Origin of the sequence: Bacillus sp. F19 (genome assembly GCA_023823795.1) — a bacterium.
Classification (GTDB): domain Bacteria; phylum Bacillota; class Bacilli; order Bacillales; family Bacillaceae; genus Bacillus_P.
The window spans coordinates 572635-598507 of the sequence record CP085710.1 but is presented as its reverse complement, the minus strand read 5'-3'; the positions used below and the strand labels follow the sequence as shown (position 1 = coordinate 598507).

Here is a 25873-nt window from a genome sequence, read left to right as displayed (position 1 = left end):
ATGCCTTGCCTTTCCAGCTCTTTAGCCTAATAATCCTCCTCCAATAACTACCGCTTTTTTATATTGAAGCGAACTTTCAATCATTTTCCGGCAACCTTCAATTGTGCGAAAAGGGATTACTCCCTCTTTATCAGCTCCTGGGACAGGAAGAAAAAAAGGAACAGAACCAGTGGCAAGAATTAGCTTGTCATAGGATAACTCCCTCTCCTTATCTGTTTGAATGATTTGATTCAAAGTATCGATATCCATCACTTTTCACCTGTAAACAGCTGTATATTATGTTTTGCATACCAATTATGATCATTTATTGTAGTCATACTGCCCTGCATAACTGTTGATAGTAAAATTCGATTATAGGTAATGTGCGGTTCACTTCCGAAAATGGTAATATCAAACGCTTCGGCGTCAGTATTAATAATTTCTTCCACACAGCGAGCCCCCGCCATTCCGTTTCCTACTACTACTAATTTTTGTTTAGTCATTTTGAAACCTCCAGCATACTTCAAAATGGTAGTTGAGATTATCATTATTTCCTTTAAAAATGCAGTAAGTATGTTACATTTCCTTACACGTTTTGTAATACGCAGGAGGGGAGAGAAGTATATAAAAAATCCCGCAGCCATCTGGCTGCGGGATTTTTTTATTTAGATTCTACAATTTCGCCCTTATAAAAACGCTTTTTATGAAGCTCAACCTTTAATCCTCTGCAGATTTGCTTCAGTTCACGCTCTTCTCGTTCTGTTACAAGCGAAACGACCGTTCCGTCTGCTCCATTTCGTCCTGTTCTGCCCGAGCGGTGAACATACTGCTCAACTGTTTCGGGAAGGTCATAATGAATAACGTGTGTAACCCCTTCAATATCGAGGCCCCTTGCTGCTACATCTGTAGCGAGGAGCATCGGTAGCTCTCCTGTACGGAAACTTTTGATGGCTGTTTCCCGCTCTCGCTTTGTAGAATCCCCGTGAAGAATGCCAAGCGGCAATCCTTTGTACATAAGCTTTTCTGCTAAAACAGCTGCATTTCCGATGTCTTTAACAAATGCGATCGCTTTAGCTCCATCTAATCTTGAGAGCTTTTGAAGTAAATCAATTTTATCTCTGGCTTCTGCAGTGAAATAGATATGATCGACTTTAGACTGCACGCTTTCATCTCTGCTGACTTTGATAACTTCAGGATTCTGCATCAGGCTTCTCGCTTCTGCTTCCGTTTTTTCCGGGAGAGTTGCCGAGAAAAGCAAGAGCTGTCTGTCCTTCAATGTTGTTTTAATGATGTTTTTAATATCTGATAAATGTTCAGGCTGAAGCAGCTGATCTCCTTCATCAAGTACGATTGTTTTTACTTCATGCATTTTGATTTTCTTTTGTTTAATAAGCTCAGAGACACGGCCCGGCGTACCGACAATAATCTGCGGACGCTTTTTCAGCTTTTCCTGCTGTCTTTTCACATTTGCTCCGCCGATGAAAGAAGCTCCTAAAATGCCGCTTCCCTCCGACCATTTTTGAATTTCCTGATGAATCTGCATGACTAACTCGCGCGAAGAAGCCATAATTAACGCTTGAACTCCCTTGCTTTCTGAATTGATGCGCTCTAAAAGCGGAAGCAGGTAAGCAAGAGTTTTTCCTGTACCGGTTGGGGATTCAGCGATAACATCACGTCCATCCAATATCATTGGTATCGCTTTTTCCTGTATCGCTGTCGGGTTTGTGTATGCTGCTTTCTTCCATGCCTCTTGTAAAAATGGCTTCGCTTCTGTCAGCAATGACCATGTGTCGTTCATAATTTTCACCTTTTCATTTCTTTGGATTATTTCTTTTCTAGCAATGTGACACTTTCCACATGTGCTGTATGCGGGAACATGTCTACAGGCTGAATGTGCTTCACTTTATACACTTTTGAAAGTGTTTGAATATCTTTTGCAAGTGTTGATGGGTTGCATGATACATAGACGAATTTCTCCGGTTTAACCTTTAAGATCGCGCCTAATAATTTTGAATCACAGCCAGTACGCGGCGGGTCCACTACCACAACATCAGGACGCCACCCTTCCCCAAGCCATTTAGGCAGCCAGTGCTCAGCCGTTCCTTTTACATAAGTTGCATTTTTAACTCCATGCTTCTTTGCATTTTTCTTCGCATCTATAATGGAGTCCGCGATTGTATCCATCCCTCTGATTTCCTTCGCACCTTCAGAAAGCCACATGCCGATGGTGCCGACTCCGCAATATGCATCAACTACTTTTTCAGAACCTGTAAGCTGTGCCGCTTTTTTAACTTCATTGTACAGCTTGACTGTCTGAACAGGATTTAATTGAAAAAAGGCACGTGCTGATAATTCAAACGAAAGATCGCCCAATTTCTCTTGAATCACTTCTTCGCCTTCTAAGTGAATGGTTTTCTCTCCGAAGATCAAAGACGTTTTTTCGCCGTTTACATTCTGCATAATGGATTTCACTTCAGGAAGGCGCTTTTGAATTTCACTTACAATCAGTTCTTTGCGCGGAAGGTTCTCTTGTGATGTGATCAGGACAATCTGTACCTCACCGCTTGTAAAGCCAATTCTGCTGACAATCGTACGTACGATTCCTTTGCGCTTACGTTCATCATAAATTGATACCTTCAAATCCTGCAAAATCTGCTTTACTGTTTGAGTCGCTTTATTTGTTGCTTCATGCTGTACAATACAGTGATCAATATTTACAAGATGATGTGAATTTTTGCTGTAAAGGCCGGCAATGACTTTGCCGTTTCGTAAACCAGTCTGGAACTGGCTTTTATTCCGGTAATTCCATGGATCATCCATGCCGATTGTTTGTCTGATTTCAACTTTACTTAAATCAAGCCCTGAATACCGCTCCATCGCCTGAACAATAATGTCTCTCTTTTCTTTTAATTGCTGTTCATAGGAAAAATGCTGAAGCTGGCAGCCCCCGCACTCATGATAAATCGGACACGGCGCATCTACTCTGTGAGGGGATGCCTTTCTGATTTTCTTGATCTTGCCTTCTGCAAATTTCTGTCCGATGTTCGTTGCTTCTACCACAACTTCCTCGTTCGGAAGGGCGCCTGGCACAAAAACGACTTGTTTTTTAAAGTAGCCTACCCCTTCTCCGTTAATGCCGAGTCTTTTTATTGTGAGAGGAAAAGTCTGTCCTTTTTCAAGGGTAATTCCGATGTTTTTCTGATTGGTCTTCATGTTTGCCGCTCCATTTCTATTCAATGCTTCTCCATAAATAAAGAGATGCATAGCTTAAATAAGGTGACCACTCTTTGCTTAGTATCTCCATTTCTTCAAAGGTTGGTTTCCGTTCAAGCTGAAAATGCTTTTTTAATGCATTTTGTATACCTATATCTGCAAACGGAAAAAGGTTTGGACGACCGAGACCGAATAAAAGCAGATTCTGGACGGTCCAGGGACCTACACCGCGTATTTTTACAAGCTCCTTAAGAATATCTGCATCTTCCATATTCTGAAGTTCTTCAAGATTTATTTTGCCTTCAGCTATAAGCTTTGATGTATCAATCACATACTCTGCTTTGCGGCCGCTGAACTGAAGCTCCCTTAAATCACTGTAATCAAGTTCCGCCACTTTTTCAGGAGCAGGGTAAAACCATACACCATCAATCTGCTCACCAAATGTATGAACAAAACGCTCTGTCAGTGTATGGGCGAATTTCAGATTGAGCTGCTGATGAATAATGCACTTCATCAGACAGCCGTAAAGACTAAATTCAAGGACAATCGGCGTCCCGTCATGCGCTTCGAATATTTCTGCAATGTTTGAAGAACGAAAATGTGTTTGAACATCAACTAAAGATACATTCCATTGAAAAATGCGCATTGTTTCTTTTATCGCATAGTCTTTGTCTGATTTCCCACTTAAGAGAAACTCAGGAGCCGTTTTAGTACCCAGTCCTTTTACGGTTACAACAAAAGGATCGTTGTTCTGGTTTCGGAGAGGAATGGAAACCTCACGCTTCACTAATCTGACATGATGAAGCGGATCCATGGATAAACGATCAAGCATACGGTCAAAATCATATGGAGGTTCTATTCGTATACGTTCTTCCCACATAGTCATCTCAAATCCCTTATTTTTGATACTGTGTATTATACCATGAATACACAAGCGGGAAACGCAAAACTCCCTCCGAGCATAAGTCAAAGGGAGTAAAAGAATGGCTGGTGAAATGTTCGGTCAATCATCAGATCATCAAGGCTTTTAAAGATATAGCCTTGTTTTGTTAAATCTTCTATCGCACGGTCAAGAGCTTCTGCATTATCTTTAGAGACAGTATGCAGCAATAGAATACAGCCTGGGTGAATTTGAGCCATGATTTGATCATATGAGTATCTCCAGCCTTTTTGTGCATTCGTATGCCAGTCGACGAAGGCAAGCGACCAGAATACAGGCTGATAGCCAAGTTCTCTTGATAAAGACAGAACCCTTTCACTGAAAACACCTCTTGGCGGGCGCAAATAATTGATGCCATGGTAGCCTGTTAACTGCTCTGTTTTCAGTCTTACCGAGTCCAGCTCTTTCTTAAATCGTTCATCACTGACTTTTGTTAAGTCCGGGTGATGCCATGAATGGTTACCAACAATATGGCCTTCATCTGCCATGCGCTTGACAAGCTCCGGCTGATCGAGCAAATAATGACCTGTTACAAAAAAAGCGGCGGGTACTTTTCTTTTTTTCAGCACATCAAGGACTCTTCCCGTATAGCCGTTTTCGTAACCATTATCAAATGTTAAGTAAATATATTTTTGAGTCGGGTCACCCATAAAAAAAGAATCATACTTATTCAGCAGCTTCTCGAGCGGCAAACCAGGATTTACTGATTTGTGATTTTTGCTTTTTTCAAAGCCCCAGTTGATCGGCTGGTTAGAGACAGACGCTTTTGCTTCATGTATTCCGAATGATAAAAACAGCAGAACACTTAAAATAGCGCAACAGTATTTCAAAAAAATCGCTCCCCTGAAATAGTTTCTATCTATAGTGTCGGAAAGAACGTGAATTACATACTGTTTTTTAGCAGGTAACATATGGGAAGGAATGATTTAGCAAGCTTTTCGAATGGGGACCTGGATTTCGCTTTTTCTGTTTTCTAGGGCACCATTCCGATCCTATGGATACCTGGATTTCGCTTTTTCTGTTTTCTAGGGCACCATTCCGTTCCTATGTATGGGTACCTGCATTTCGCTTTTTCTGTTTTCTAGGGCACCATTCTGCTCCTATGGGTACCTGCATTTCGTTTTTTCCCGTTTCTAGGGTACCATTTCGATCCTATGGGTACCTGGATTTCGCTTTTTCTGTTTTCTAGGGCACCATTCCGCTCTTATGGATACCTGGATTTCGCTTTTTCAGATTTCTAGGGTACCATTCTGCTCGTATGGGTACCTGCATTTCGCTTTTTCCCGTTTCTAGGGCACCATTCTGCTCCTAATGGGTACCTGAATTTCGCTTTTTCTGTTTTCTAGGGTACCATTCCGCTCTTATGGGTACCTGAATTTCGCTTTTTCTGTTTTCTAGGGCACCATTCCGTTCCTATGGGTACCTGCATTTCGCTTTTTCTGTTTTCTAGGGCACCATTTCGCTCGTATAGGGACCTGGATTTCGCTTTTTCTGTTTTCTAGGGCACCATTCCGCTCGTATGGGTACCTGCATTTCGCTTTTTCCCGTTTCTAGGGCACCATTCCGTTCCTATGGGTACCTGCATTTCGCTTTTTCCCGTTTCTAGGGCACCATTCCGTTCCTATGGGTACCTGGATTTCGTTTTTTCCCGTTTCTAGGGTACCATTTCGATCCTATGGGTACCTGGATTTCGCTTTTTCTGTTTTCTAGGGCACCATTCCGCTCTTATGGATACCTGGATTTCGCTTTTTCAGATTTCTAGGGTACCATTCTGCTCGTATGGGTACCTGCATTTCGCTTTTTCCCGTTTCTAGGGCACCATTCCGTTCCTATGGGTACCTGCATTTCGCTTTTTCCCGTTTCTAGGGCACCATTCCGTTCCTATGGGTACCTGGATTTCGTTTTTTCCCGTTTCTAGGGTACCATTTCGATCCTATGGGTACCTGGATTTCGCTTTTTCTGTTTTCTAGGGCACCATTCCGCTCTTATGGATACCTGGATTTCGCTTTTTCAGATTTCTAGGGTACCATTCTGCTCGTATGGGTACCTGCATTTCGCTTTTTCCCGTTTCTAGGGCACCATTCTGCTCCTAATGGGTACCTGAATTTCGCTTTTTCTGTTTTCTAGGGTACCATTCCGCTCTTATGGGTACCTGAATTTCGCTTTTTCTGTTTTCTGGGGCACCATTCCGTTCCTATGGGTACCTGCATTTCGCTTTTTCCCGTTTCTAGGGCACCATTCCGATCCTATGGGTACCTGGATTTCGTTTTTTCCCGTTTCTAGGGTACCATTTCGATCCTATGGGTACCTGGATTTCGCTTTTTCCCGTTTCTAGGGCACCATTTCGATCCTATGGGTACCTGCATTTCGCTTTTTCTGTTTTCTAGGGCACCATTTCGCTCTATGGGTACCTGCATTTCGCTTTTTCTGTTTTCTAGGGCACCATTCCGATCCTATGGGTACCTGCATTTCGCTTTTTCCCGTTTCTAGGGCACCATTTCGATCCTATGGGTACCTGCATTTCGCTTTTTCCCGTTTCTAGGGCACCATTCCGCTCGTATGGATACCTGGATTTCGCTTTTTCTGTTTTCTAGGGCACCATCTGAATCGTTTTTTCCGGTTTCTAAGGCACCCATTCAGATGGGATTGTTCCAGTATAGGTTGGCGAACCATATATATTTGGAAGAATTTTTTACTACCATGCTGAAAGCTCTTTAGAACCCTAGCCTAGTGTTTCCTTTTCATAATAAAAAAGCCGGAATAAATCCGGCTTCTCCTTAACTGAAAACAGGTTCTTTGAATTGTGAAAGCTTTTCAAGAGAGGACTGATCAACATCTGCATGCAGGCTGTTGCCGTGTGAGTCCATTGTGACTACCGCGGTAAATCCTTCAACCTTCAGGTGCCACATCGCTTCTGGAATGCCGAACTGCATAAGATCTACGCCTTCAACTGATTTAATGCAATCTGCATAGTATTGTGCGGCTCCGCCAATTGCATTCAGATAGACTCCGCCATGTTCATTAAGGGCTTTCAGCGTTTTTGGCCCCATACCTCCTTTTCCAATGACCGCGCGAATACCGAATTTTTTCATGATATCGCCCTGATAAGGCTCCTCACGAATACTTGTTGTCGGCCCGGCAGCCTTCACGTGCCAATTCCCATCTTCATCCTTCAGCATAACTGGACCGCAATGGTAGATAATTTGACCGTCAAGATCGACCGGGGCGTCATTGTCAGATAAGTATTTGTGAATCGCATCGCGGCCCGTGTACATCATTCCATTGATATGAACAACATCCCCAACTTTTAATTCACGGATTTTTTCTTCTGTAATTGGCGCTTCCAGAACAACTTCACGTGAAGCTTGAGGTGCTTCATCCGTTTGATCTGCATTATTCAAGTTTGGCATCTCACCCTCTTGGTACAGCCAATTTTGAATTTCACCGCTTGCTGCATCAATGTTTACCCCTAAACGGCGATATGCCCAGCAATTATATGCAACAGATACAAAGAAACTAGCAGGAATCCGGTTCATCACTCCAACCTTGCACCCTAACAGAGTAGCTTCCCCGCCAAAGCCCATTGTACCGATTCCGAGCTGATTGGCTTTTTCCACAATGTACTCTTCAAGCTTTTGAAGATCCGGGTTTGGATTGATATCTTCTGAACTTCTGAAAAGCTGTTCTTTTGCAAGTTCATACCCGGAAGTGCGGTCTCCTCCAATTCCCACTCCAATGAACCCTGCGCTGCAGCCTTGTCCTTGTGCCTGATAAACAGAATGCAGAATGCATTTGCGGATGCCGTCCAAGTCCCGGCCAGCTTTTCCAAGTCCATCAAGCTCGCATGGAAGACTGTATTGAATATTTTTATTTTCACAGCCGCCGCCTTTTAAAATTAAACGGGCATCAATATAGTCTTTTTCCCATTGCTCAAATTTAATGACGGGTGTGCCGTATCCAAGATTATCTCCGCTGTTCTCACCGGTTAACGAATCAACTGAGTTTGGACGAAGCTTTCCGTCTTTTGTCGCTTGAGCAATGGCGCGTTTGATCTCTTCTTTCATTTGAAGCTGATTAGCACCAACGGGAACCTTCAGTTTGAAAGTCGGAAGACCCGTATCCTGACAAATTGGCGATACATTTTCATCAGCCATTTTGATATTTTCAGATATAGTCGCAAGAGACAATGCAGCACGCGTACCAGCATTCTCTTTCATTTTTGCTTTCAAAATTGCACGGCGGACATCCTTAGGAAGGTTTGTAGATGTCTCGACAATTAATTCGTACATGCTTTGATAAAATTTTTCCATCCTGTTTCTCCCCTTATTGTCTATAGAACTCGGTCAATTTCATTCAATTTTTATTATACTCCTTTGTGTTTTGGTTGGAAAGGCTTACAGCTTGGAAAGAATTTACCCGAAAAACATTTAAAAGGGGATATTCATTTACTTTCCAAAATGTTCTTTTTACTTGCATAAACCTTTTTCCAATCATCACCTAATCTAAATTGTGATTACATAAAAAAAACAGCTGCCTCAGCAGCTGATTCCCACTATTCTTTATCCCAGTCCTTTTTAAACTGTTCCTGCTTCACTTCAAGCTCATCAAGCATTTTAATTAAACGATCAATATCCTCGACGTCTGTTGACTCAGGATCCATTGAATCGATGACATTCATAAACATATTTAAGCGAGTTTTTAAATATTTTAACTGTGAGTCTTTATCATGAACGGCGTTGCCCAAGATGTATCTCTCCTTTCACTGATAGTGATATCGTAGCTTATTCGCCCTTCTTTGACAACAGTACATTCGGAGAAGGTATTCCAAAATATGATGTTCATGATAGAATGTTCTCTATGTGAACTTGAAAAAGGAGTTTTATGAATGAATGCATCAACTGGAAATATACTGCAGCCCATTACACCTTCTTATGATCCATGGGAGGCTTATTTAGATATAAAGCAATATGGCAAATTAACCTTAACAAATGTTGAATTTACGACAACGACTCTGTGCAACATGCGCTGTGAGCATTGTGCTGTAGGCTATACGCTCTCCCCGAAAGATCCGAAAGCATTGCCGATTGATTTAATCCTAAAAAGACTTGACGAAGCAGAAACGCTCAGGTCGATCAGTATTACTGGCGGAGAACCAATGATGTCGCTTAAATCAGTAGACAATTATGTGCTTCCTTTACTAAAGTATGCCCGCGCGCGTGGGGTTCGTACGCAAATAAACTCAAATTTGACGCTTGATTTGGCGCGTTACGAAAAAATTGCTCCATACCTGGACGTTTTACATATCTCTCATAACTGGGGAACGCTCGATGATTTTGCAGAAGGCGGATTTGCGATGATGGACCGCAAGCCAACTTATGAACAGCGCACTGCTTATTTTGATCGAATCATTGAAAACAGCAGTGCACTTGTTGATGCAGGAGTTATGGTCTCTGCAGAAACGATGCTGAATAAGCGGACATTGCCTCATATTGAAAAAATTCACGAGCAAATCGTGAATGATATGAAATGCCAGCGTCATGAAATTCATCCAATGTATCCCTCTGATTTCGCAAGTGCCCTAGAGACACTTTCTTTAAAAGAAGTCAGAGCAGCTATTCATCAGCTGCTTGATATACGAAATGAAGATGTGTGGATGCTGTTTGGCACACTGCCTTTTTACGCCTGCAGTGACGAAGAAGAAGACATAATACTGATCAGAAGACTTCGGGAAAGCAAGAACGTAACAGTACGCAATGATCCTGACGGCCGTTCAAGGCTTAATGTCAATATTTTTAATGGAGATATCATTGTAACAGACTTTGGAGATACACCGGAGCTTGGCAACATTCAAAATGATACGCTCCAATCCGCCTATAACCGCTGGAATGAATCTAAGCTTGCCCGCGAGCTTAACTGCCATTGCCCGGCTGTTTCATGTCTTGGTCCAAACCTTTTAGTGAAGAATAGTTACTATCAGGATCTTGACTTTCAAAAAAGAAAATCTGTTATATGAAAAAAGCGAGCCGCTGTTGAACTGCCCCCCAAATGTTAGACACGATCTAACATTTGGAGGTGCAGTTTTTTTATGGCTAAATTTACAGAGCAGGAAAAGGTAAATGCCGTTAAGCGATATCTTAATGGCACAGAAGGGCACAAAGCGATCGCAATATCCATAGGAGTAGCTCACGGGGTTTTTCATAGGTGGATCCAGCAGTATCAATATAACGGAGAAAAGGCGTTTAAAAAACGATATACAACCTATTCTTTGGACGATAAACTAAAGGTACTTACCTATATGAACGAACACGGGACGTCCCTCAGTGAGACAGCTGCGATCTTTAAAATTCAATCTCCCTCTACGATTACTCAATGGAAGAGATTATTCGACACACAAGGAGTGGACGGCCTTATTCCAAGAGAAAAGGGGCGGTCATCGATGAAAAAGAAATCCCAAAAGTATCTGAGATAAAAGAACCAGTGGCAGAATCTATTGAAGCTCTTCAGGCTGAAAATGAACGATTACGTATGGAGCTTGCTTATATAAAAAAGTTGAATGCCTTAGTTCAGAACAAAGAAAAATCACCAAACAAGACAAAGCGAAAGTAGTCTATGAATTGAGGCAGGAATTCCCGGTGAAATCACTCTTAAAGCTTGCGGGTATCCCTCGCAGTACCTATTACCATTTGACGAAACAGCTTGACCGCCCAGATAAAGATGCTGAATTAAAAACGGTGATTAAAGAGATTTTTCATGAACATAAAGGCCGATACGGGTACCGGCGTATTCGTGCTGAGCTAGCCAACCGAGGACTGCATGTTAATCATAAGAAAGTTTATCGACTTATGAGAGAACTAGGATTGAAGTGCCTTGTCCGCATAAAGAAATATCGGTCGTACAAAGGTGAAGCAGGCAAGGTTGCCGAAAATGTGCTAAATCGGAACTTCAAGGCGTCCAAGCCGAATGAGAAATGGGTAACCGATATTACCGAATTCAAATTATTTGGAGAAAAACTGTATCTTTCACCTATGCTAGATTTATACAATGGCGAAATTCTCACCTATACGATTGGCTCTAGACCGACCTATTCCCTTGTATCGAGTATGTTAAATAAAGCCCTAAGAAAAAAGCGCAAAGAAGATACGTTACTCATTTACTCGGATCAGGGATGGCACTATCAAATGAAGAAATACCGTCTGGCTTTGAAGAAAAAGGACATCATACAAAGCATGTCTCGTAAAGGGAACTGTTATGACAATGCGGTCATTGAAAATTTCTTTGGCATTCTAAAATCAGAATTCCTTAATTACCAAGACTTCAAAAATGTGGAACATTTCAAAGAAGAACTAAGGAAATACATCCATTACTATAACCACAAACGAATTAAGACAAAATTAAAAGGCAAGAGCCCGGTACAATACCGGACTCTTGCCCAACAAGTAGCTTAACGAAATCTTGTGTCTAACTTTTAGGGGTCACTTCACTGTGAAGGCTCGCTTTTCTGATTATCTCGGTTGTTCTGAAACGGTAAATCCGAAAGAAGCGTGATCCTGAACAGGAATCCAGGCCCCAATTCCCTGGGATGTCACATTTTGAACTGCAATTTTTCGTTTATTTCCTTTTAACACTAAGTAGACTTCGCCGTATGTTACTTTGCCCTTTTCATTGACTGCCGGTGCGTATGCATTTAAATATCCGACTCTTTTTGGCGGGATGTTATAGATCTGTTCTTTTTTTGATCCTGTTCCGATAATTGTCTGAAACGATAAAGGCAGGTTTGTCTTTTTCATCGCCTTCAAAAGCATCATTTTTTTCACATCATCTTCACTGGGAATATGAGCAGTTAATCCGCCTTTTACCTGCTTTTGGGCTTCTTGCTTATAATATATTTGAGTTGTTGCCTTGCCGCCGCGGTTATCAAAGAAATTTGTATTGATTTTCTGGAACTCCCAGTTAACAGCGGTTTCGCTTGATTCATAATTTAATGCCCATTGCCCGAGGAAAATCGTTGCTCTGTATCCGATTGACAGCGGATTATCAGAGATTGTTGATTCATTCAGGAGACGAATTAAATTAGGATTTTCAATCGGAATTTTAGATGTTTCAATCAGGCCTTGAGCAAATTCACTCGGCTGAAGATACGGCAGATCCTGAGTTGGGTTCGGATACGTATTCTCCTTGGAGATATCCAGAACAGAGCTTGGCACTTTTGCTTTGTTCGCCGCAAAAACAGAGCTTGAAAAACTAATTGATAAGAGCAAAGCCATTGAAACGAGCATCCATTTTCTCATTTCCTAAACCCCTTTCGGTTGCTTTACAATTATTGTTTTCAAGCTCTTACTTCTTTATCCAACTTTTTAACTAAGTTTTCGCCACCCATTTTCCAATAACCGCGTTTACAGGATTATTGCACAGCTGAATCAGCGGTCCGATTGCGAAGGTAATAATGATTGTCCCAAGGCCAATAGGACCTGCAAATAAAAGAGCAAGAACAAGCGCACCCACTTCACCAATCGTCTTTGCAGCCATCAGACTTAGTCCAAACTTCTGATGCAGCGTCAGCATGAGCTGGTCAATCGGATTTGCAGGGAAGCTGGTTTGAAGATAAATAGAAACTCCAATTGCTATTAATAAAATCCCCAAAAATAAAATGACTGCTTTTAAAAATAGATTTTGTATGATGATATCCTGAAAAATAGAAAGCATCCAGAAATCAACAAAAAAGCCAATCAATAAAATGGTAACGACGCCGAGTACCTTTGGAGCTTCTCTCATAAGAACAGCGTTTAACAAAATAATTATGATTCCCACAATAAAAATCCAGCTGCCGACTGTTAAGCCGATTTGATCGGTTAATCCCACATTTAATGCATCCCATGCTCCAGCTCCCAGGTTTGCTTTAATCGTCAGTGTAATACCAAATGCCAAAACAAATAAACCGATTACATAAAAGGCCAATCGATAAATCATGCTCTCCATCCCCTTTTATCTTTATATGTATGTCCTCTTTTGCAGCAGAGAATTAAAAACTGAATATTTACATTTTTTAAACGATATGCTACATTTATAATAACTCACATGATTTCATGAGGGTTAGCTTCTTACTAATTGTTTCGTCCTACACGTAAAAATGACTCTGTGCTTTGCACAGAGTCCCTTTTTTTCACAAAAGATAAAAACCGATGCCCATAATCAAGTAAGCTGCCAGAAGGGTTGCCCCTTCAAACCAGTTGGTGTCCCCATCACTCGTAATGGAAATGGTCAGCAGAACGGCCGTTACCATTGAAATCAATTCCGGCACTGTAAAGACAAGCGGCATTTTTTTTGTGAACATTAAGGAAATCAGGACCAGAAGCGGTGCTATAAACATGGCGATCTGCAGGGTGGATCCTACCGCTATCTCGACTGCTATATTCATTTTATTTTTATATGCCATAATGATTGCTGATGCATGCTCAGCAGCATTTCCGACAATTGCAACGATAATGACCCCGATGAAGAGTTCACTCCAGCCGAAGCTCTCGCCAACAGCCTCAAATGTATGTACGAGATTCTCCGAAACGTAAGCTACAGCAATTGTAGCAAGCAATAGAATAACCAATGCTTTTTTAGCAGTCCATTCAGGCTGCTCGTGATCTTCGATTTCATCTGTTTTATGCTGATAAACACCGCGGTGAGTAACAAGCTTAAAGAATAAGGCTGCTAAATATAAAATAATTAAAATAACTGAAATACCTATACTTAAGTTTAACGTTTTTGCCTCATCCATGTCCATTGCAAAAATTTCAGGGATCACAAATGCCACAACAACAGCGAAAATTAATAGACCCGAATTATGCCTCGCGTCGTATACATTAAACTCCTGCCTTTTAAATTTTAATCCGCCTACGAAAAACGACAGTCCGGCTACAAGAAGCAAATTTCCAAGAACAGAGCCTGTTAAAGAGGCAAGCACCACTCCAATTAAACCTGCCTTTAACGCAAAAATAGAGATTATCAGCTCAACAGCATTTCCAAACGTAGCATTGAGCAGTCCTCCTATCCGTGGACCTGTCACGATTGCAAGGCTTTCTGTGGCTCTTCCCATATAGCCGGCAAGAGCAATAATAGTAATACAATAAACGGCAAACATGAGGATCTGCGGCCAGTGCATTAGACTCCCTATAACTGATAGAGGAACACCTGCCATTACAACAATAAAAAAGATTCGATTCATTTCATTCTCACCCTTTCTTCTACTTATTCTTTCTCTTTTTTGCTAAAAATTAAACCACACGCTTTTGCTGCGTATGAAAAGACGTATTTGATGCAGATTAATGAAAGATATGAAAGGAGTGAATGAATATGAGTGAAGCTAATGAAAAAGTTCTGCAAATGTTCAAAGAACACAAAATCGGCACACTTGCCACAATCCGTCAAAACAAACCATTCTCCAGGTTCATGCTGTTTTTCCACGATGGACTAACTTTATATACAGCCACAAACAAAGATACCCACAAGGCAGAAGATATTGAAAGCAATTCAAGCGTTCATGTTCTTCTCGGCTTTGAAGGCGACTGCTGGAAAAATGATTATGCAGAAATAGAAGGCAGTGCTTCTGTAGAAGAATCTGCCGAATTAAAAGAAAAATTCTGGAACGGGGAGTTAAAAGAGTGGATTTCCGGACCAGACGATCCAAACTACTTACTTTTAAAAATAACCCCTAAATCAATCAGGTATTATCAAAAAGCGGGAAGCGAACCTGAAATCATCGAACTTTAAAATGAGACTGTGCGATATGCACAGTCTCATTTTTTGATTTCGAACGTTTCAATAATGTTAATGCTGTCTTAAAACGCACCATTAGGCAATTCTTTCTGGCAAGCTTAATCAACTTTATAGAGACGAAAACCATATTCTTCATTTCCTGCAACATGCAGTTCCCCGTATTCAAAATTTGCGCTGAATCCTGCTTCCCTCATTTTAAATTCCACTGTCATCATCCCTTTCTTTATGCATCAGACCCGAAAAACATTTGACCCGAAAAGGAAATGCAATTTTTTATTGTCTGCTTTGAATAATGAGTGTAACATTCAGGATGGAAAATAGAGTAAGGAGTCAAGATTATGCCGAAATTCAAATTCGCTATACTCGTCAGTATTGTCGCTATTTCAGGTTTTTCACAGGGAATGCTTCTCCCATTGATTGCCATCATCTTTGAGCAGGAAGGATACTCCTCATCTGTCAATGGATTGCATGCCACAGGGCTCTACATAGGTGTTTTAATTGCCTCTCCTTTTATGGAAGGGCCCTTGAAGCGGTTTGGCTTTAAGCCTCTGATTTTAGTTGGAGGAATCATGGTTGGTCTCAGCTTGTTTGGCTTTCTTTGGATTCAGTCATTCTGGTTCTGGTTTTTACTCAGGCTTTTAATCGGTGTAGGCGATCACATGCTGCATTTTTCAACGCAAACATGGATTACATCCATCTCTTCTGAGGAAAAACGCGGCCGCAATATCTCTCTTTATGGACTGTTTTTTGGACTTGGCTTTGCAGCAGGGCCGCTTATGGTACCGCTTGCTGAAATAAGCCCAAGCCTGCCTTTTATTCTTTCAGGCTGCATTAGTTTAATCGCATGGGCTTTCGTCTTTTTCCTGAAGAATGATTTTCCTGAACAAGACATGGGATCGACTTCATTTTTTGGGACAGCAAAACGCTTTGCAAAAGCTTCAAAGCTTGCATGGGTCGCATTTCTTCCTACGTTCGGATATGGCTTTTTGGAAGCCTCTCTTAACGGAAATTACCCTGTCTATGCGCTTCGGACAGGAATAGATGTCTCATCTGTTTCCATTATCTTATCTTCCTTTGCCATCGGAGCCATTGTTTTTCAGCTTCCTCTCGGGATCATCAGCGACCGTTTTGGAAGAAGAAATACCCTTTTATTCGTCATGCTGTTTGGATTTATTAGCTTTATGGCCGCAAGCTTTGCAGACACACTCATTCCGCTCGTTATCTGTTTCTTTACAGCTGGCATGCTTGTTGGATCCACTTTTTCGCTTGGCATCAGCTTTATGGCTGATCTGCTTCCTAAAAACCTGCTTCCTGCAGGAAACCTGCTGTGCGGCATCTTTTTCAGCATCGGAAGCATATCCGGTCCTTTTTTAGGCGGATTATATATTGAGCATGTGGCATCGGCTAATTTTTTTCATGTAGTCAGCTTTATTTTGCTCCTTATTTTCATAACGACCGCTTTCTTTAAGCAGCCTGCTTTTAAAACCGCCAATAATTAAGAAAAGCGCAAGCGCCTGTTTAGCTCCGAAAGACAGATAAGGATCCGCCAAAAAGGCGCTTTTTTCCTTTACTGGCGGATCCGTTCTGGCCGAGGAGTTAGGCGATGGAGCTAGACATGTAAGCGCAAAAATTTCATACTCCCTAATCTCTAAAAAATTGGCGGTTTTTTTAAAATATAGGTTGAACATTTTGAATTGTCTGTTATATAATAGTATTAACAAATACATTCTGTATCATAACAATACTATAACAGGAGGAATTATTATTATGAAAAGACAAGAGCGCAAAAACATGATCGAATTTATCGCAAAAATGAAGGATATCGAAACAGAAACATTGATGTATATGACTGATGAGGATATCGAGCATATTTATTCATCGGCCTATCATAGTTATATTCAGCTTGCTGAATAAAACGAAAAGCGGAACCTCCGTTACCAAAAGAGCAAATCGCAGGGATAGCGATTTGCTTTTTTTTGCGGCAGCTTCGCTGCTGAGGCAATCATTTAGCCGAAATCGCCATTTTATTAGCAGAAATTCACCATTAATTAGCGGATTTCCCATTTTATTTAGCCGATATTAAATTTAATTTAGCCGTTCATATAGCCAGTAATTAAATTACCTGGCCGAATTCTTTTCTATTTAGCATTAATCCTGATTTAATAGCAGAATCAGCTTGATTTCAGAAGAAAACCTTAGGCGACAGACAGAAAAAAAAGCAAACCGCACAATTGCGGTTTGCTTTTTTTGTTTAGTGGTAGCCGTTCTGACCGTTTGCACTGCCACTTGTTTTATGCTGCGGCTTGCTTTTTGAATTCTGCTTGTTATGGCTTCCACCTTTTTTCGTATGCTTTGCCATGAAGATTCACCTGCCCAGCAAGATTTTGAAGATCATGTCTTCTTCTTTACTATTTCACTATTTTCCGCTCTCTATGACACACAATCCTTGGAAATTTTAATGAGACCCTTTTCTTTTGTATAGAATGGCATTTAACTCTCCGCCAATCATAATGATCATTCCGGAAAGATAAAACCAGATCATCAGAACAATGATTCCGCCCAAACTCCCATAGGCATCACTGTAATGGCCATAGCTCCCGACATAATAAGAAAAGGCAAATGACACGAAGGCCCATCCAATTGTTGCTAAAACAGCACCCGGCATTGCATCCTTCAGATGCAAATGCTTATTCGGGGCAAAGAAATAAAGAGCTGTAAAAACAATGTACAAAATAATCGCACTGACAATCCATCTTCCCATATTCCACACGGTTAAAAATTCTTCTGACAGTCCAAATGCAGAAAAAAGGAACATGCCAATTTCTTTCCCGAATACAGGCAAAAGCAGGGCAACTAAAATGACAAAAACCATCGCAATTGTAAGCAAAACCGCCATGCCCCTTGCTACTATAAATGATCTGCTCTCAGAGACGTCATAGGCGCGATTAAAGGCACGGACAATAGCATTAATCCCATTTGAGGCAGACCACAAAGCGGCAAGGATCCCAAACGACAGCAATCCTCCAGTTGAATTGCTGATGATTTCAGCCAATGTTTCTTTGATAATAGCAACGGATTCTCCTGGTGCATATTGCGCAAGAAAATTCAGTATATCTTCCTGAGAAAGCGGAAGAAAGGCTATAAGAGTCATTAAAAAGATTAAAAACGGAAACAGAGAAAGTAAAAAGAAATAGGCGAGTTCTGCCGAAAGGCCAATGATTTCATCTTTTGAAAAACGCTCAAACAGATCTCTCAGGATGGATTTCTGTGTATGCTGGTGCTGCTTCACGCTTTTCATTTTTTCACCTCTCTTTGTGATCTGTAATAAACCTTTCTTTTGTTTCTTCTATCATTTCTATCATTTGAGGTGTTGTTTCTTTTAGTTCATTTATTTTTTCATTGATAAATTCAATATCTTCTTTAGCTTCCTGGATCACGTTTTTTGCCTGATCAATCTGCTGTTTGATCTCTTCTGTCAATAGAGACGGATTTTCAAAATAAAGGGCTGTTTTGTCTTTTAAGGATTTTCCCTGTGCAACAAACTGATCTCTTGTCGGCTTATGGAGAAGAGTAAGTGCTCCTCCAACCGCTGCACCGGCAAATAGGCCTTTTAGAAACAAACTGTTCGATTCATTACTCATCTGAAATAACCCCTCTTCTTATAAGTTATGTTCTATTTTAATACGCGCAAGCAAATGAGAACATCCTGTATACACCATTTCGTAAACCTCTTCAAAGTTGTCTGTAAAATAAGGATCCGGTACGTCTGCCAGATCTGAATCCGGCACAAAGTCCATTAACCTTCCGACATAGCCGGTTTTGGAGTAGCCCGCAAGCCTCCTTAAGTACCCAAGGTTTTCATTGTCCATCGCAATAATGTAATCGACTTCCATGAGATCATCAAGGGTCACCTTTCTTGCCTGTATCCCTTCATACCCAATTTTGTGATGATCAAGAATTTTCCTTGTTCCTTCGTGGGGCTGATGTCCGATATGCCAGTCCCCTGTTCCGGCTGAATCTGTCACAATAGCCCTGCTTAGACCCTGCTCCTCAATTAAGTGCCTCATTATTCCTTCTGCCATCGGGGATCGGCATATATTCCCTAAACAAACAAATACTACTTTAATCATCATTTTCCTCCTGCGAACAAGACAATGAGCCATAAAAAACAAGCCTTTTTATATGTATGATTCCTCTTGATCTATTTATGGTACATTTCTCTATTCTTTACACAAGTGATTTTATAATAAGCATCTTTTATTTATATAAAACATGTTACAATAATTAATACTTAAATGGGAAAATTCGAAAGGATGAATTCAGTTGAATAATCTATCAGAAAAATCAGTTGAAAACGTAGAATACATGATTGAACAAATTAAAGAAAAACTGCGCGTCATTAACATCGGAGCGATTAAACCGTCACATTTTGACGAAGAGATGTATGAAGAATTGAAGGATATTTACGATTTAGTCATGAAGAAGAATACATTTTCACCAAATGAAATGCAGGCTATTGTTGAAGAGCTTGGAAACCTCCGCAAAGTTTAAATCGGACTTTCCTTTCTAAAAAGAATAAAAAAGATTCTAAAGCACGTCCCCTTTTGCATATATGTGTACAAAGGGGGCTGAAAAATGGCTGCAATGTGGTGGCTTGCAACAATTGTTTTATTCCTGTTATTGATTACTAGTATTGTCTTTATTATTTATTCACTTAAGACTGCGATTCACACTGAAGATGCTATAAATATAGATCCGCTCCCAAATGCGGAGAATCCGGATCTCGAAGATGAAAAATAGCCCTGCGCCTAGTGCGCGGGCTATTTTTTTATTTTAAAAGATTCACCGATTCACGTGTAAAAGCAGGCAGATCATCAGGCGTGCGGCTTGTCACAAGCTGATCTCCGCATACGACAACCTCTTTATTATGGAAATTTGCACCGGCATTCTTTAAATCAACGGCAATTGATTTATACCCTGTTACATCTCTCCCATTAAGCGTTTCTGCTGTAATGAGCAGCTGAGGACCATGACAAATAGCAAAGACCGGTTTGTTATCATCCATGAATTTTTTCGTGAATGTGACAAACTTATCATCAGCGCGCAGGATATCTGGTGAAAAACCTCCTGGAATAAACAGCGCATTAAAGTCATCCGCATTTACTTCATCAATCGATGCATCTGCCTTGATTGTTTCCTGTCCTTGTTTCCCTTTTACTGTTTTGCCTTTTTCATTTTCGATAACAGTCAATTGGTGAAAAGCTTCTTGATAAGCTTTTGCAGGCTCCGTATATTCAGAGTCCTCAAAATGATCCTTTACAACGACAGCAATTTTTTTAATTAATATTTTTAAATCTATCCTTTGTAAAAGAAACAAAACACAAGACGGTATAGATGCTCTTGTCGAATTATGAAGGCTGCTAGTTTCAAGAATGAAATTTTTTATAGATATACAAGTTCTTTTTAACTACGAACCATTTTCAAAAAACAAAAAAATCTTCAATAACTGTCATTTATATCCATTAAAAGTCGGTAAATGTAAATACAAAGTTTTGATAATCTTTACTTTATTTTAACAATAAATGACAAAATACTCATGGATTTATAGTCGAAATATTTATAAAATTTAAATGTTGTGAAAAATACTGAAAGGTGGATATTTGTGAAAAGAAAAATAAGCAATACGTTTGGCAAGAAATTATTCAATTCATTTGCTGCTTTCCTTGTTTTACTCAGTGTTCTCCCCTTCCCGGCATTAAATACAGCTGCTGAGGAGCTTCCCTCAATTGATCTGCGTTTGATGGAAACAACCGATATTCATGCCCACATTATGGACTATGACTACTATTCAGATAAAGAAACGGCGAGCTACGGATTAGCCCGTACAGCTGTTTTAATTGATGATTACAGAAAAAGTGCAAAAAACAGTATTTTAGTAGATAACGGAGATCTTATTCAAGGAAATCCGCTGGGTGAATATGTTTATAAAAATTTAGGTGCTGATATAGCAGCCGGCACGAAAACAAATCCGATTTTCGACGCAATGAACACCCTTCAGTATGATGCAGGCACGCTTGGAAATCATGAGTTCAATTATGGATTAGACTATCTTAACGGCTCTCTCAAAGGGACAAACTTCCCTGTGGTAAGTGCAAACATTTTTGATGCTCAAACTGACAAGCCTTATTTCAAACAATACGATATTAAAGAAAAAGAACTTATTGATAATACCGGCAATAAGCATACCGTTAAAATTGGATACACCGGCTTCGTCCCTCCCCAAATCAACGTTTGGGACAAGAAGCATCTTGAAGGAAAAGTTGTCACAAAAGACATAGTTGAAATAGCCAAAACGGTCATACCTGAAATGAAGGCAAAAGGTGCAGACTTGATTGTTGTCATGGCTCACACTGGAATAGAGACCGCTTCGCAGGCTGCAGGATCTGAAAATATGGTCTTTGATTTGGCTAAAGAAGTACCAGGCATTGATGCAATCGTATCAGGTCATCAGCATGGTCTTTTCCCCGGAGACAAAAAGTACAATGGAATTGCAGAAATCGACAATGCTAAAGGGACAGTAAATGGCGTGCCCGTAGTCATGCCTAAAAACTGGGGAAGCCACTTAGGTATAATCGATTTGGAATTAGGCCAAAAAGACGGAAAATGGACGGTTACTGATTCTCAGTCAACTCCAGCTCCAATCACTTCTGTCACAACTAAAGATGAAGAAATCGTAAAATCAATCAAATCAACTCACGAAAGCACTCTTAACTATGTAAGAAAAGCAGTAGGAACAACAGAAGCACCCATTAACAGCTTCTTTGCTTTAGTGCAGGATGATCCTTCAGTGCAGATTGTGAACGATGCTCAAACATGGTATGCGAAAAAAATCGCTGCCGAAAATCCTAAGTTACAGGGGCTGCCGATCCTTTCCGCTGCTGCACCGTTTAAAGCCGGCGGACGCAACGGTGCTGACTATTACACAAATATTGCAAAAGGCGATTTAGCCATCAAAAATATCGGTGATTTATATCTTTACGACAATACCGTGCAGATCATAAAGCTGAACGGACCTCAAGTAAAGGAATGGCTAGAGATGTCTGCCGGACAATTTAATCAGATTGATCCTGCAAAAACAGGCGAACAGCCATTGCTTGATGCAAACTTCAGATCTTATAACTTTGACGTCATTGACGGCGTTACCTATCAAATTGATGTAACAAAGCCCGCTAAATACTCGGCCGATGGAAAAGTGATAAACGCTGATTCAAGCAGAATCGTTAACTTCCAATATGAAGGCAAGGAAGTCAGCCCAGAGCAAGAGTTTTTAATTGTCACTAATAACTACCGTGCTTCCGGAGGCGGCGGATTCCCTAACATGAAGCCAGAAAATATTGCGTACATTTCAGCAGATGAAAACCGTCAGGCCTTAATGAACTATATTACAGAAGAACAGACAATCAACCCTTCTGCTGACGGAAACTGGTCCATTGCTCCAATTAAGGGAGATGCTGAAGTTGTATTTGAATCAACTCCGGCTGCAAAGGATTTTGCCGATAAAACGGAAAATATCCGATATGCAGGAGAAGCAGCTGATGGGTTTGCAAAGTATTCCCTTGATTTAAAAGGCGCCGTAGTCACGCCTCCTTCCGACAGCTGGAAATTAACTGTTATGCATACAAACGACACACATGCACATCTTGATGACGTCGCCCGACGTGCTGCAAAGGTAAAAGAAATTCGTGCACAAGAGGAAAACAGCATTTTATTAGACGCCGGCGATGTATTCTCTGGAGATTTATATTTTACTAGATGGAACGGACTTGCCGATGTCGAATTTATGAACATGATGCAATATGACGCAATGACGTTTGGAAATCATGAGTTTGACAAAGGACCTGAGGTATTAAGAGCTTTTATTGAAAAAGCGAAGTTCCCGATTGTCAGTTCCAATGTAGATGTAGGCAACGAACCAAAATTGAGTGATTTAGTAAAAGATCCTAAAGACTTTCCTTTGAAAAAAGAAGGTGTTATCTATCCGTACATCATTCTTGATGTGAATGGGGAGAAGGTTGCTCTCTACGGTCTGACAACAGAAGATACGCCTGAAGCTTCAAGCCCTGGTGAAAACATTGTATTCAATGATGCTATCAAAGCATCTGAAGCAACAATAAAAACCATTACAGAAACAGAAAAAGTCGAGAAGGTAATTGCTCTTACTCACCTTGGATACGAGAAAGACCTTGAGCTTGCTGAAAAAGTTGAAGGAATTGATGTGATTATCGGCGGCCACACACATACACTAGTCGATACATTAAAAGTCGTAGATGAGGATGAAACGCCTACGATTGTTGCCCAAGTGCAGGATTACGGCAAGTTCCTCGGTAAACTTGATGTTGCCTTTAACAAAGATGGTTTAGTCGTTCCTGCTGAATCAAGTACAGAACTGATTGCCATCGATGAAACAATAGCAGAAGATCCTGAAGCAAAAGCATTGTTGGATGGCTACAAAGAAGAGATTAACAGCTTTAAAGATAAAGTAGTCGGACATACAAAAGCTGCTCTGGACGGGAAACGCGAAAACGTCCGTTCAAAAGAAACAAACCTTGGAAACCTGATAGCTGATGGAATGCTTGCAAAAGCGAAAGAAGCAAAAGGTGCTCAGCTCGCGATTACAAACGGCGGAGGAATCCGTGAATCCATCAACGAAGGTGATATTACTCTCGGAGAAGTATTGACGGTCATGCCTTTCGGAAATACATTATTTGTTCTTGATGTAACAGGGGAGCAAATTGTCGAAGCACTTGAGCACGGAGTAAGTGCGGCAGAAGAAGGAAAAGGACAGTTCCCTCAAGTTGCAGGAGTTAAGTTCTCTTTCTCTAAAGGTCTTCCTGCAGGAGAGAGAATAATGGATGTTCAAGTCGAGAATGAAGATGGAACCTTCTCTGCTATAGAGCTGGAAAAATCATACCGTATTGCAACAAATGGATTTATGGGTGCCGGCGGTGACGGATATGATGTCTTTAAGGAAGCCTCCTATGCTGAAGATCTTTTCTTCGTAGATTATGAAGTGTTCCTTGAGCAGCTTGAAGCAGAAAAATCCGTTCAGCCAGAAATTGAAGGACGCATTATGGAATATTTCACACCTTCAGTTGATGTTCAAGATAATAAAGCAACGATTACATTTGATGATACTTTTATTCCGTATGTTGAACATACAAATGAAGTCCTGATCGACCTTTTCGGAACATCTGAATTTGATGCAGTAGAACTGCAGTTCACAAACAGCCAAATCGCAGCATTAAAAGCGAAAGAATCCAGTCTGTCTTTCAATAATGAAGCTGTCGGACTTGATATTCCGCTTTCAAATCTTGAAGAAAAAGAAACCAGTATTTCATTTGCAAAAACGGAAGAAATCGAAGATGCATTAACAGACACATATGACTTTACGCTTACACAAGATGGACAAGCTCTGACTAAATTCAAAGAGGAAGCGGCAATTGCCTTCTTCGTTGAAAATGCTGAAAATCCTCAAGTCTATTATGTGGACCGTGAAAAAGAAAAACTTACAAAACTGGATGGAGTCTATGAAGACGGTGCTGTTTATGGGTATACAAGCCATTTCAGCGAGTTTACTGTATTAGAATCAGCTGATGCAAACGGTCCTGGCAATGGTTCCGGGAATGGAAATAACCCGGGCAGCGGCCCAGGACATGGAAACAGCCCTGACAAAGGCAATCACAATAACGGAGGAAACGGACTTCCTCACACAGCAACAAGCTCATTCAATATTATCCTGACAGGCTTAAGCATTTTGCTTGCAGGAAGCATTTTTTACTTCATTCAAAGACGACGGTTAGGGAATAAATAATGAAGAAAAGCCCCTTCTCAAAACGAGAAGGGGTATTTTTATGGAGTAAATTGCTGAAAGACCCTTCTGATCAGTCTCAACCTTATATCATCTCCGCTGCACTCTCTTTATACTTTTCTATAGTTGAAATAAACTCCAGAACCTTTCTCTCATATCCTTTAGGATCTGTTAAAAAAGCCTGGGCATGCCCTGCTTTTGGAACTAAATACAGCTGCTTTATTCCCTTTTTCAAATGATACATATCAAGCGTCATTTTCATCGGGATAAAATGATCTTCTTTTCCATGAATAAAAAGAATCGGTGTTTTCGTATGTTCAAGGTCCCTGGCAGGCTTTATTTCTTCAAATCCCCAGCCATAGCGAAGCTTTGTTACAATACTGGTCCAGGAGATCAGCGGGTAAAACTTAACTTTAAAATCAATTCTGAGCCTTGTTTTCAGCAATTCTGTCAGATCGCTGAATGCACAATCAGCGATGCAAAATGCGACTCTTGGATCTTTTTTTACATATTGCAGGGCAGAAGCTGCTCCAAGTGATTCCCCAAGAATCCCTACAAAAGCATCCTTCCCCAATTTTTCATGAAGGCAGTCCACCCATGCTTTTAAGTCATCACTTTCATAATAGCCGAAAGATGTGTGATCTCCTCCGCTCAAACCATGAAAACGGTGATCGCATAGGAGCACGTGATATCCCCTTTTTTGAAACATTTCTACATATTTGAAGCTCCCGAACAGAGACCAGGTAATTCCATGTGCGATAATGATGGCTTTTTTGCTCTCTGATACAGGAAACCACATTCCGTGAATTTGATAGCCATGAAAAGAGTCGATAAACCATTCTTCTTTTTGAGCGCTTTCAAAAATATCAGTATTGATTTCACCGCTCTCTACTCCAAGCAAATACGTTTTTTCGTATGCCACTTTTCTAGGAATGGTAATCATGCAGCTGAAAAAGCAGGACACAGCGAGGATAGCTAAAAAAACGGCGAGTATGGAACAAACAATAATCCACATGGAATCACCTTCACTTCCCTTTTTCCCATCATATTATTCCCTTCCATCATAGGTGAAAAATGTAAAGCTGCTATTTTAAGTTCTGTAAAAGTTT

At 40.7% G+C, this 25873-nt stretch carries 23 protein-coding genes and 1 pseudogene; 8 read left to right on the top strand and 16 right to left on the bottom strand.

The annotated features are described in order from the left end of the window. Positions 1 to 21: 21 nt before the first annotated feature. From LIT25_03185 to LIT25_03150, 8 genes are all read right to left on the bottom strand, one after another. Entirely contained in the window at positions 22 to 249 is a 228-nt protein-coding gene (locus LIT25_03185; GenBank protein USK34413.1) for an FAD-dependent oxidoreductase, read from the bottom strand. Continuing rightward, positions 249 to 482, bottom strand: a complete 234-nt coding sequence (locus tag LIT25_03180) for an FAD-dependent oxidoreductase (GenBank protein ID USK34412.1) — start codon at positions 480 to 482, stop codon at positions 249 to 251. Before LIT25_03180 ends, LIT25_03185 begins: the two co-directional genes overlap by 1 nt. 158 nt (positions 483 to 640) lie before the next feature. After that, the gene (locus LIT25_03175) at positions 641 to 1777 is read right to left on the bottom strand and encodes a DEAD/DEAH box helicase (protein ID USK34411.1); all 1137 of its coding nucleotides are present in this window, start codon (positions 1775 to 1777) and stop codon (positions 641 to 643) included. A gap of 26 nt (positions 1778 to 1803) precedes the next feature. Then, on the bottom strand, positions 1804 to 3192 hold the full coding sequence (rlmD, locus tag LIT25_03170) for a 23S rRNA (uracil(1939)-C(5))-methyltransferase RlmD (GenBank protein ID USK34410.1): 1389 nt from the start codon (positions 3190 to 3192) through the stop codon (positions 1804 to 1806). 16 nt (positions 3193 to 3208) lie between these two features. Beyond that, positions 3209 to 4072 carry a DNA-3-methyladenine glycosylase gene (locus tag LIT25_03165; GenBank protein USK36139.1) on the bottom strand — a complete coding sequence of 288 codons (864 nt, stop codon included), beginning with the start codon at positions 4070 to 4072 and terminating at the stop codon, positions 3209 to 3211. Positions 4073 to 4158: 86 nt separating this feature from the next. Further along, positions 4159 to 4962 carry a delta-lactam-biosynthetic de-N-acetylase gene (pdaA, locus tag LIT25_03160; GenBank protein USK34409.1) on the bottom strand — a complete coding sequence of 268 codons (804 nt, stop codon included), beginning with the start codon at positions 4960 to 4962 and terminating at the stop codon, positions 4159 to 4161. Positions 4963 to 6909: 1947 nt separating this feature from the next. After that, complete coding sequence (locus tag LIT25_03155; protein ID USK34408.1) at positions 6910 to 8442, bottom strand: fumarate hydratase; 1533 nt, start codon at positions 8440 to 8442, stop codon at positions 6910 to 6912. 242 nt (positions 8443 to 8684) lie between these two features. After that, complete coding sequence (locus LIT25_03150) at positions 8685 to 8876, bottom strand: hypothetical protein (GenBank protein ID USK34407.1); 192 nt, start codon at positions 8874 to 8876, stop codon at positions 8685 to 8687. 141 nt (positions 8877 to 9017) lie between these two features. Here LIT25_03150 and yfkAB point away from each other — a divergent pair, with 141 nt between their 5' ends. After that, on the top strand, positions 9018 to 10145 hold the full coding sequence (gene yfkAB / locus LIT25_03145; GenBank protein ID USK34406.1) for a radical SAM/CxCxxxxC motif protein YfkAB: 1128 nt from the start codon (positions 9018 to 9020) through the stop codon (positions 10143 to 10145). 72 nt (positions 10146 to 10217) lie between these two features. After that, positions 10218 to 11577, top strand: a pseudogene (locus tag LIT25_03140) (IS3 family transposase). 57 nt (positions 11578 to 11634) lie between these two features. Here LIT25_03140 and LIT25_03135 read toward each other — a convergent pair. From LIT25_03135 to cax, 3 genes are all read right to left on the bottom strand, one after another. Then, positions 11635 to 12396: a YfkD family protein gene (locus LIT25_03135; GenBank protein ID USK36138.1), complete on the bottom strand. Its 762-nt coding sequence runs from the start codon at positions 12394 to 12396 to the stop codon at positions 11635 to 11637. A gap of 94 nt (positions 12397 to 12490) precedes the next feature. Continuing rightward, the gene (locus tag LIT25_03130) at positions 12491 to 13099 is read right to left on the bottom strand and encodes a membrane protein (GenBank protein ID USK34405.1); all 609 of its coding nucleotides are present in this window, start codon (positions 13097 to 13099) and stop codon (positions 12491 to 12493) included. A gap of 193 nt (positions 13100 to 13292) precedes the next feature. Beyond that, on the bottom strand, positions 13293 to 14345 hold the full coding sequence (gene cax / locus LIT25_03125) for a calcium/proton exchanger (GenBank protein ID USK34404.1): 1053 nt from the start codon (positions 14343 to 14345) through the stop codon (positions 13293 to 13295). 122 nt (positions 14346 to 14467) lie between these two features. Between cax and LIT25_03120 the strand changes: the two genes are divergently transcribed. From LIT25_03120 to LIT25_03110, 3 genes are all read left to right on the top strand, one after another. Further along, positions 14468 to 14890, top strand: a complete 423-nt coding sequence (locus LIT25_03120) for a pyridoxamine 5'-phosphate oxidase family protein (protein ID USK34403.1) — start codon at positions 14468 to 14470, stop codon at positions 14888 to 14890. Between the two features lie 344 nt (positions 14891 to 15234). Beyond that, on the top strand, positions 15235 to 16395 hold the full coding sequence (locus LIT25_03115; protein USK34402.1) for an MFS transporter: 1161 nt from the start codon (positions 15235 to 15237) through the stop codon (positions 16393 to 16395). Positions 16396 to 16663: 268 nt separating this feature from the next. Further along, on the top strand, positions 16664 to 16810 hold the full coding sequence (locus tag LIT25_03110) for a BH0509 family protein (protein ID USK34401.1): 147 nt from the start codon (positions 16664 to 16666) through the stop codon (positions 16808 to 16810). A 541-nt stretch (positions 16811 to 17351) separates the two neighbouring features. On the opposite strand, the gene LIT25_03105 is transcribed toward LIT25_03110, so the two are convergent. From LIT25_03105 to LIT25_03095, 3 genes are read right to left on the bottom strand one after another with little or no spacing between them, the layout of a single operon-like run. Then, a complete protein-coding gene (locus LIT25_03105; protein ID USK34400.1) occupies positions 17352 to 18194 on the bottom strand; it encodes a YihY/virulence factor BrkB family protein in 843 nt (280 codons plus the stop codon). Positions 18195 to 18198: 4 nt separating this feature from the next. Beyond that, on the bottom strand, positions 18199 to 18537 hold the full coding sequence (locus tag LIT25_03100; GenBank protein USK34399.1) for a YtxH domain-containing protein: 339 nt from the start codon (positions 18535 to 18537) through the stop codon (positions 18199 to 18201). 18 nt (positions 18538 to 18555) lie between these two features. Continuing rightward, positions 18556 to 19026, bottom strand: a complete 471-nt coding sequence (locus LIT25_03095; protein USK34398.1) for a low molecular weight phosphotyrosine protein phosphatase — start codon at positions 19024 to 19026, stop codon at positions 18556 to 18558. A gap of 193 nt (positions 19027 to 19219) precedes the next feature. Between LIT25_03095 and LIT25_03090 the strand changes: the two genes are divergently transcribed. Next, complete coding sequence (locus LIT25_03090) at positions 19220 to 19447, top strand: DUF1128 domain-containing protein (protein ID USK34397.1); 228 nt, start codon at positions 19220 to 19222, stop codon at positions 19445 to 19447. Positions 19448 to 19531: 84 nt separating this feature from the next. Then, positions 19532 to 19696 (top strand): hypothetical protein, encoded by a 165-nt coding sequence (locus LIT25_03085; GenBank protein ID USK34396.1) that lies wholly within the window; start codon positions 19532 to 19534, stop codon positions 19694 to 19696. A gap of 28 nt (positions 19697 to 19724) precedes the next feature. On the opposite strand, the gene LIT25_03080 is transcribed toward LIT25_03085, so the two are convergent. After that, positions 19725 to 20243 carry a type 1 glutamine amidotransferase gene (locus tag LIT25_03080; protein USK36137.1) on the bottom strand — a complete coding sequence of 173 codons (519 nt, stop codon included), beginning with the start codon at positions 20241 to 20243 and terminating at the stop codon, positions 19725 to 19727. A 315-nt stretch (positions 20244 to 20558) separates the two neighbouring features. Here LIT25_03080 and LIT25_03075 point away from each other — a divergent pair, with 315 nt between their 5' ends. Further along, positions 20559 to 24767, top strand: a complete 4209-nt coding sequence (locus LIT25_03075; GenBank protein ID USK34395.1) for a bifunctional 2',3'-cyclic-nucleotide 2'-phosphodiesterase/3'-nucleotidase — start codon at positions 20559 to 20561, stop codon at positions 24765 to 24767. 82 nt (positions 24768 to 24849) lie between these two features. Here the strand turns inward: LIT25_03075 and LIT25_03070 are convergent, their stop codons facing one another. Further along, positions 24850 to 25779 carry an alpha/beta hydrolase gene (locus LIT25_03070; protein USK34394.1) on the bottom strand — a complete coding sequence of 310 codons (930 nt, stop codon included), beginning with the start codon at positions 25777 to 25779 and terminating at the stop codon, positions 24850 to 24852. Positions 25780 to 25873: the final 94 nt, after the last annotated feature.

What these genes read in the sequence shown, in the direction of transcription:
- LIT25_03185 (USK34413.1), bottom strand. Translation starts at nt 249, where the DNA reads ATGGATATCGATACTTTGAATCAAATCATTCAAACAGATAAGGAGAGG.
- LIT25_03180 (USK34412.1), bottom strand. Translation starts at nt 482, where the DNA reads ATGACTAAACAAAAATTAGTAGTAGTAGGAAACGGAATGGCGGGGGCT.
- LIT25_03175 (USK34411.1), bottom strand. Translation starts at nt 1,777, where the DNA reads ATGAACGACACATGGTCATTGCTGACAGAAGCGAAGCCATTTTTACAA.
- rlmD (USK34410.1), bottom strand. Translation starts at nt 3,192, where the DNA reads ATGAAGACCAATCAGAAAAACATCGGAATTACCCTTGAAAAAGGACAG.
- LIT25_03165 (USK36139.1), bottom strand. Translation starts at nt 4,072, where the DNA reads ATGTGGGAAGAACGTATACGAATAGAACCTCCATATGATTTTGACCGT.
- LIT25_03155 (USK34408.1), bottom strand. Translation starts at nt 8,442, where the DNA reads ATGGAAAAATTTTATCAAAGCATGTACGAATTAATTGTCGAGACATCT.
- yfkAB (USK34406.1), top strand. Translation starts at nt 9,018, where the DNA reads ATGAATGCATCAACTGGAAATATACTGCAGCCCATTACACCTTCTTAT.
- LIT25_03135 (USK36138.1), bottom strand. Translation starts at nt 12,396, where the DNA reads ATGGCTTTGCTCTTATCAATTAGTTTTTCAAGCTCTGTTTTTGCGGCG.
- LIT25_03130 (USK34405.1), bottom strand. Translation starts at nt 13,099, where the DNA reads ATGATTTATCGATTGGCCTTTTATGTAATCGGTTTATTTGTTTTGGCA.
- cax (USK34404.1), bottom strand. Translation starts at nt 14,345, where the DNA reads ATGAATCGAATCTTTTTTATTGTTGTAATGGCAGGTGTTCCTCTATCA.
- LIT25_03120 (USK34403.1), top strand. Translation starts at nt 14,468, where the DNA reads ATGAATATGAGTGAAGCTAATGAAAAAGTTCTGCAAATGTTCAAAGAA.
- LIT25_03115 (USK34402.1), top strand. Translation starts at nt 15,235, where the DNA reads ATGCCGAAATTCAAATTCGCTATACTCGTCAGTATTGTCGCTATTTCA.
- LIT25_03110 (USK34401.1), top strand. Translation starts at nt 16,664, where the DNA reads ATGAAAAGACAAGAGCGCAAAAACATGATCGAATTTATCGCAAAAATG.
- LIT25_03105 (USK34400.1), bottom strand. Translation starts at nt 18,194, where the DNA reads ATGAAAAGCGTGAAGCAGCACCAGCATACACAGAAATCCATCCTGAGA.
- LIT25_03100 (USK34399.1), bottom strand. Translation starts at nt 18,537, where the DNA reads ATGAGTAATGAATCGAACAGTTTGTTTCTAAAAGGCCTATTTGCCGGT.
- LIT25_03095 (USK34398.1), bottom strand. Translation starts at nt 19,026, where the DNA reads ATGATTAAAGTAGTATTTGTTTGTTTAGGGAATATATGCCGATCCCCG.
- LIT25_03085 (USK34396.1), top strand. Translation starts at nt 19,532, where the DNA reads ATGGCTGCAATGTGGTGGCTTGCAACAATTGTTTTATTCCTGTTATTG.
- LIT25_03070 (USK34394.1), bottom strand. Translation starts at nt 25,779, where the DNA reads ATGTGGATTATTGTTTGTTCCATACTCGCCGTTTTTTTAGCTATCCTC.